Origin of the sequence: Hymenobacter coccineus, from assembly GCF_001816125.1 — a bacterium.
GTDB lineage: Bacteria > Bacteroidota > Bacteroidia > Cytophagales > Hymenobacteraceae > Hymenobacter > Hymenobacter coccineus.
On record NZ_MDZA01000164.1, the window covers coordinates 1 to 5229 of the forward strand.

The 5229-nt window shown below is 64.4% G+C and carries 6 protein-coding genes; 1 reads left to right on the forward strand and 5 read right to left on the reverse strand.

Annotation, left to right across the window (positions count from 1 at the left end):
* Positions 1-219: 219 nt before the first annotated feature.
* The 4 genes from BEN49_RS10955 to BEN49_RS10970 all read right to left on the reverse strand — a co-directional run bounded on the left by BEN49_RS10955 (position 220) and on the right by BEN49_RS10970 (position 3538).
* Complete coding sequence (locus tag BEN49_RS10955) at positions 220-753, reverse strand: gamma carbonic anhydrase family protein (protein ID WP_070743217.1); 534 nt, start codon at positions 751-753, stop codon at positions 220-222.
* A 66-nt stretch (positions 754-819) separates the two neighbouring features.
* Positions 820-1818: a radical SAM protein gene (locus tag BEN49_RS10960; protein ID WP_070743219.1), complete on the reverse strand. Its 999-nt coding sequence runs from the start codon at positions 1816-1818 to the stop codon at positions 820-822.
* Positions 1819-1927: 109 nt separating this feature from the next.
* Positions 1928-2707: an endonuclease III domain-containing protein gene (locus BEN49_RS10965; RefSeq protein WP_070743223.1), complete on the reverse strand. Its 780-nt coding sequence runs from the start codon at positions 2705-2707 to the stop codon at positions 1928-1930.
* A 114-nt stretch (positions 2708-2821) separates the two neighbouring features.
* Positions 2822-3538, reverse strand: coding sequence for a YiaD family glycine zipper/OmpA-like lipoprotein (locus BEN49_RS10970; RefSeq protein ID WP_083325993.1), 717 nt, complete (start codon positions 3536-3538; stop codon positions 2822-2824).
* 274 nt (positions 3539-3812) lie between these two features.
* Here BEN49_RS10970 and BEN49_RS10975 point away from each other — a divergent pair, with 274 nt between their 5' ends.
* A complete protein-coding gene (locus BEN49_RS10975) occupies positions 3813-4553 on the forward strand; it encodes a ThuA domain-containing protein (RefSeq protein ID WP_083325994.1) in 741 nt (246 codons plus the stop codon).
* Positions 4554-4704: 151 nt separating this feature from the next.
* Here BEN49_RS10975 and BEN49_RS10980 read toward each other — a convergent pair.
* The coding region (locus BEN49_RS10980) for a YiaD family glycine zipper/OmpA-like lipoprotein (RefSeq protein WP_070743221.1) at positions 4705-5229 on the reverse strand (525 nt) is incomplete at its 5' end.

Genomic DNA, 5229 nt, shown 5'->3' on the forward strand with positions numbered 1-5229 from the left:
ACATTGCGCCGCGGGTGGCGGCCCGGTACCGGGCAAGCCAGGGCCGGCAGGGCGGCTTCCGCGGAGGCGGGCGCAAGCGGGCGGCTGGTTGCAGGGGCCCCGGCGGCTTCCGCTTGCACCAGTAGCCTTGGCTGGAAATGAAATGAGTAACTGGCCCGACTGCACGCCCCCAGGCCGGCAGCCGCGAGCAGAAGCAGTAAGAAACGAAGCGGACTTTTTTTACTCATGCGCTTCATTTTTCGCGGCGAACCAGCTGGCGTAGAGCTGGTAATTCTCGGCGGTGCGGCGCAGGCTGGCGCGCTGGGCTTCGCTCACGGGCTTGATGCGGCGGGCGGGCACGCCGGCGTAGAGGTAGCCGGGCTCGCAAATGGTGTTTTCGAGCACCACGGCCCCGGCGGCAATGAGGCAGCCCGCGCCCACCACGGCGTGGTCCATCACGATGGCCCCCATGCCGATGAGCACGTCGTCTTCCACGGTGCAGCCGTGCACCAGGGCCCGGTGGCCGATGCTCACGCGCGCGCCGATGCTGAGCGCCGCGCCCTGGTAGGTGCAGTGCAGCACGGCCCCATCCTGGATGTTGGTGCCGGCCCCGATGCGGATGCTGTTCACGTCGCCCCGCACCACGGCCGTAAACCACACTGTGCAGCCGGGCCCCAGCACCACATCGCCCACGATGGTGGCATTATCAGCCACGAAGCAATCGGCCGGGATTTCAGGGTAAACGCCGCGAACGGGCAGGATGAGGGCGGGCATATTTTCAGTTAACAGTGAACAGTCATTAATGAACAGTCTGTGATTGGCCGCAAGCAAAGCAAATAGCTAACTGTTCACCGCTAACTGCCTAATCAGCCGCTTCCAAGTGCCTTTGTCCCAGTTGTATTTGAGAGTACTGGGGAGGGCTTGCCAGAAGTATTTGCTGGTTTCGACGGCGAAGCTGGGCTGCATGTAGCAGTTGATGGTGCAACCCTCGCAGGCCGGCAGGCGGCCTTCGAGGGCGGCCAGGCGCTGGGTTTCGGGGGCCCCGTACAGGTCGAAGAGGCGGCCGTCGATGGGGAATTTTTGCTGGCCCAGGTGGTAGCAGGGCAGCACCAGCTCGTTGCTGGGCGAGATGACGAGCGTGGTGCTGGCCGCCCGGCACACGGGCGCGGCCACGTGGTTGCCGCCGTCGCGCCGCAGCGCAATAAAGGCCTCGTTGAGGTACACGCCCTTGCGCCGGCCGAAGGCGGAGAGGTAGTCCAGCTCCTCGGGGGTGAGCTGTTCACCGGTTTCCACGTCGCCGTACTCGAAGGCGGGATTGAGGATGAGCACTAGGCCGTTGGGCTGGGTAATGTCGCGGTACACGGCCTCCAGCTCCTTCAGGTTGTGGCGGAAGACGGTAAAGAGGATGTCCGGCCGCTCGCCCAGATCCTTGGCCACGCGGATGCTTTCGAGCACGAAATCGTAGCAGGCCACGCCGCGGCCCCGGTCGTGGGTGTCGCGGTCGGCCGAATCGAGCGAGAAGTGCAGCATGTCCACCAGCCCGCGCAGCTTCTCGGCGTTTTTGGGGTACAACAAGCCGTTGGTGGTCACCGTGGTGATGAACCCCAGCTCCCGCGCCAGCGCCAGGAAATCGGGCAGCTGCCGGTGCAGCAGCGGCTCGCCCCCCGTAAAGTCAATCACCGACACGCCCAGTCGCTTGAGGTCGCGCAGGTTGCGGTCCACGTCTTCGAGCGTGATGTAGGGCGAGGGCTTCTCCCAAATGTCACAAAACGCGCACTTTGCATTGCAACGGTACGTGACGTAATAATTGCAGAGAACGGGGTGCTTGACGAGGCGCATATTGTTAGCGGTTAGCCATTAGCTACTAGCTGTTAGCTTTTTACATTACAGGCAGCATCAACCACCACAACGAAGCTAACAGCTAGTAGCTAAAGGCTAACCGCTAAAATCAGTGCGGCAGCTTGCCCCAGGCGGCGGCGTCCCAGGCGGTGGGAGTGGCGGCCAGGGCGTCGGGGGTAACGTCGCCGTAGTGCTCCTGGTAGTAATTGCAGAAGCCTTTGAGGGGGCAACGCGGGCAGTTGGGCTTCAGGAAAAAGCAGATTTGCTGCCCGTGCCAGTAGTTGTGCTTATGGAAATTGAACAAGCCCTCGGCATCCAGCCGGGGCCCCAGCAGGGCCAGCAATACGCTGTGCGCCTTCTCCACCGACACCTTGGGGCCCAGGAAGCCCACCCGCTGGGCCACGCGGTGCACGTGGGCATCCACGGGCAGCACCGGGTGGTGGTAGTTGAAAAGCAGCACCAGCGAGGCCGTTTTCAGACCGATGCCGGGCATGTCCGTCAGCCAGGCCATGGCGCGGTCGGTGGGCCAGTCGGCGAGGAAATCGAGGTCGAACTTGCCGCCCGTTTCGGCCTGGATGCGCCGCAGAATCTCTTGGATGCGCGGGGCCTGCGTGGCCGGCCAGCGCGTGGTGCGAATGGCGTGGATGAGCTCGTCCACCGGGGCCCCCAGCACGCCGGGCCAGTCGCCGAAGGCCTCCAGCATCCGGTCGTAGGCCAGCTCTTCGTCGGCGTGGGTGGTGCGGTGCGAGAGCACGGTCGAAACCAGCTCGCGCATGGGCGTACGCCGCGCCACCGGCGGCAGGTGCCCGTAAAACTGGTCGAGGATTTCGTGGTCGGCCAGGGCCTTGGCGGCGGCCTCGGCGGCGTAGGTAGCGGCGGGTGCGGGCATGCCCGGTTGTACCGCCCCGCCCCAGCGAAGGTTGCCCGCCGGGCCCCACAAAAAAGCCCGGCGGCCCAGGTGGGCCACCGGGCTTCGGCGTTTTAGCTAAGGGCAGCGAGGAGCTTACAAAGCACCTTTCTTGGCGGCCTTCTGCATTTTCTCGTTGGCGAAAATGGCTACTTCCACGCGGCGGTTGGCGGCTTTGCCGGCCACGGTGGTGTTGTCGCCCACGGGCTGCGTCGAGCCGTAGCCCGTGGCCGTGATGCGGGCCGAATCCACGCTCTTGCTGGTCAGCTCGTTGGCCACGGCCTGGGCGCGGCGCTGGCTCAGGGGCTGGTTGATGGCGTCGGAGCCCGAGCTATCGGTGTGGCCTTCCACCACCACGTTGGTGTCGGCGTATTTCATGAGCGTGGTGGCCAGCTCGTCGATGTTGCCGGCGGCGGCGGGTGTCAGCGTCGAGGAGTTGCTGCCGAACAGGATGCCTGAGGCGAACGTGATTTTGATGCCTTCGCCCACGCGCTCCACGGTCGCGCCTTCCAGGTCGCGGCGCAGCTCGGCGGCTTGCTTATCCATCTTTTTGCCGATGAGCACGCCGGCCCCGCCGCCCACCACGGCCCCGAGGATGGCGCCCTTGGCCGTGCCCGACTTGCCACCGATTACGCGGCCCAGCAGGGCCCCACCGGCTGCCCCGCCCAAGCCGCCGATAAGGCCGCCCTTCAGCGTTTTGCTCATACCCTTGGGTTTGGCCGTGCTCACGGTGGTGCTCTGGGCTTGCACCAATTGGCCTACCAATAGCAGCAGCGCCAGCAAAAAAGAAAAGGGAGTGCGAAGATTTTTCATGGGTAACTTAAAAAAAGATAATTTTGGCAAGAACGAAATGAACCGTGGTGAGGAAATGGCGGACGACCCGCCAAACAGCCGGCAAATACGCCTTTTACAAGCATCTTGCCAAACTCGGGGCCGCGCGCGTCCCGGCCGCCGCGCCCGGGGACCCGTGGAAAAGCCCGCCCATCCCTCCCCAACGCCTCTTCTACTATCCCACGGCGGGATCCGCTAGCCAACCGTACTTTTAAGCGCGCTTCCCCCCTGCGCTTCTTTTCTCCTATCGGTGCCCATGCCTTTTCCGTATCACTACGGGCTGCTGCTGGCCGGCCTTGTTGCCGGCTGCTCCCGCCCCCTCCCCACGGCCTCGCGCAACCGCTCGCGGCCGGCCGTGCTGGTCTTTTTTAAAACCAAAGGCTACCACCACGCCTCCATTCCGGCCGGCATCGCCGCTTTCCAGCAGCTGGGCCGCGAAAACAACCTGCGCGTGGACACCACCCAGCAGGCTACGTACTTTGTGGCCGACTCGCTGCGCCGCTACGCCGCCGTCGTCTTCCTCAACACGACCGGCGATGTGCTGGACGCGGCTCAGCAGGAGGCCTTTGAGCGCTACATCGGGCAGGGCCACGGGTTTGTGGGCGTGCACGCGGCCACCGATACCGAGTACGACTGGCCCTGGTACGGGGGGCTGGTGGGGGCCTATTTCAAAAGCCACCCCAAGGTGCAGCCCGCTACCGTGCGCGTGGTCGATGCCAAACACCCCGCCACCAGTTTCCTGCCCGCCGCGTGGCAACGCACGGACGAGTGGTACAACTTCCGCCAGCTGGCGCCGGACTTGCGGGTGCTGGCCGTGGTGGACGAAACCACTTACACCGGAGGCCTCGATGGCAAGCAGCACCCCTTTGCCTGGTGCCACCCATACGGCGGGGGGCGCGCCTTTTACACGGCGGGCGGCCACCTCGACGAGAACTACGCCGACCCCTTATTCCGGCGCCACTTGCTGGGCGGCCTCCAGTACGCAATGGGCAAATAACCGCTCTACCCACACCAAACAGGGCCCCGGCACCACAGCGGTGGCCGCGCCGGCTGGTCTGGAATATTCATAAAAAAAGCCGCCCATCGAGGCGGCTTTTTTTATCATTGAATTTATGCTGCTAAGGGCGGCAGCAAGCTTCGCAGTGGGATTAGAGGTTACCGTTTTCAGCGGCTTTCTTCATCTTCTCGTTGGCGAAAATGGCAATTTCCACGCGGCGGTTGGCCTGCTTGCCGACTTCGGTCGAGTTGTCGCCCACCGGATCCGACGAGCCGAGGCCCTTGGTGCTAATGCGGCTGGTGCTCACGCCCTGGGCCACCGTGGCGTTGGCCACGGCTTGGGCGCGGCGCTCGCTCAGGGGCAGGTTGATGGCGTCGGTGCCGGTGTTATCGGTGTGGCCTTCGACCAGCACGTTGGTGTCGGGGTATTTCTGGAGCGTGGCGGCCATCTGCACGATGTCGGCCTGCGAAGCGGCCCGCAGGTTGGCCGAGTTAGTATCAAACAGAATACCCGAGTCGAAGGTGATTTTGATGCCCTCGCCTACGCGCTCCACGGTGGCGTTTTTCATGTCGCGCTGCAAGTCAGCGGCTTGCTTGTCCATTTTCTTGCCGATGAGCACGCCGGCCGTGCCGCCCGCGGCCGCACCCAGGATGGCGCCAATGGCCGTGCCGCGGCC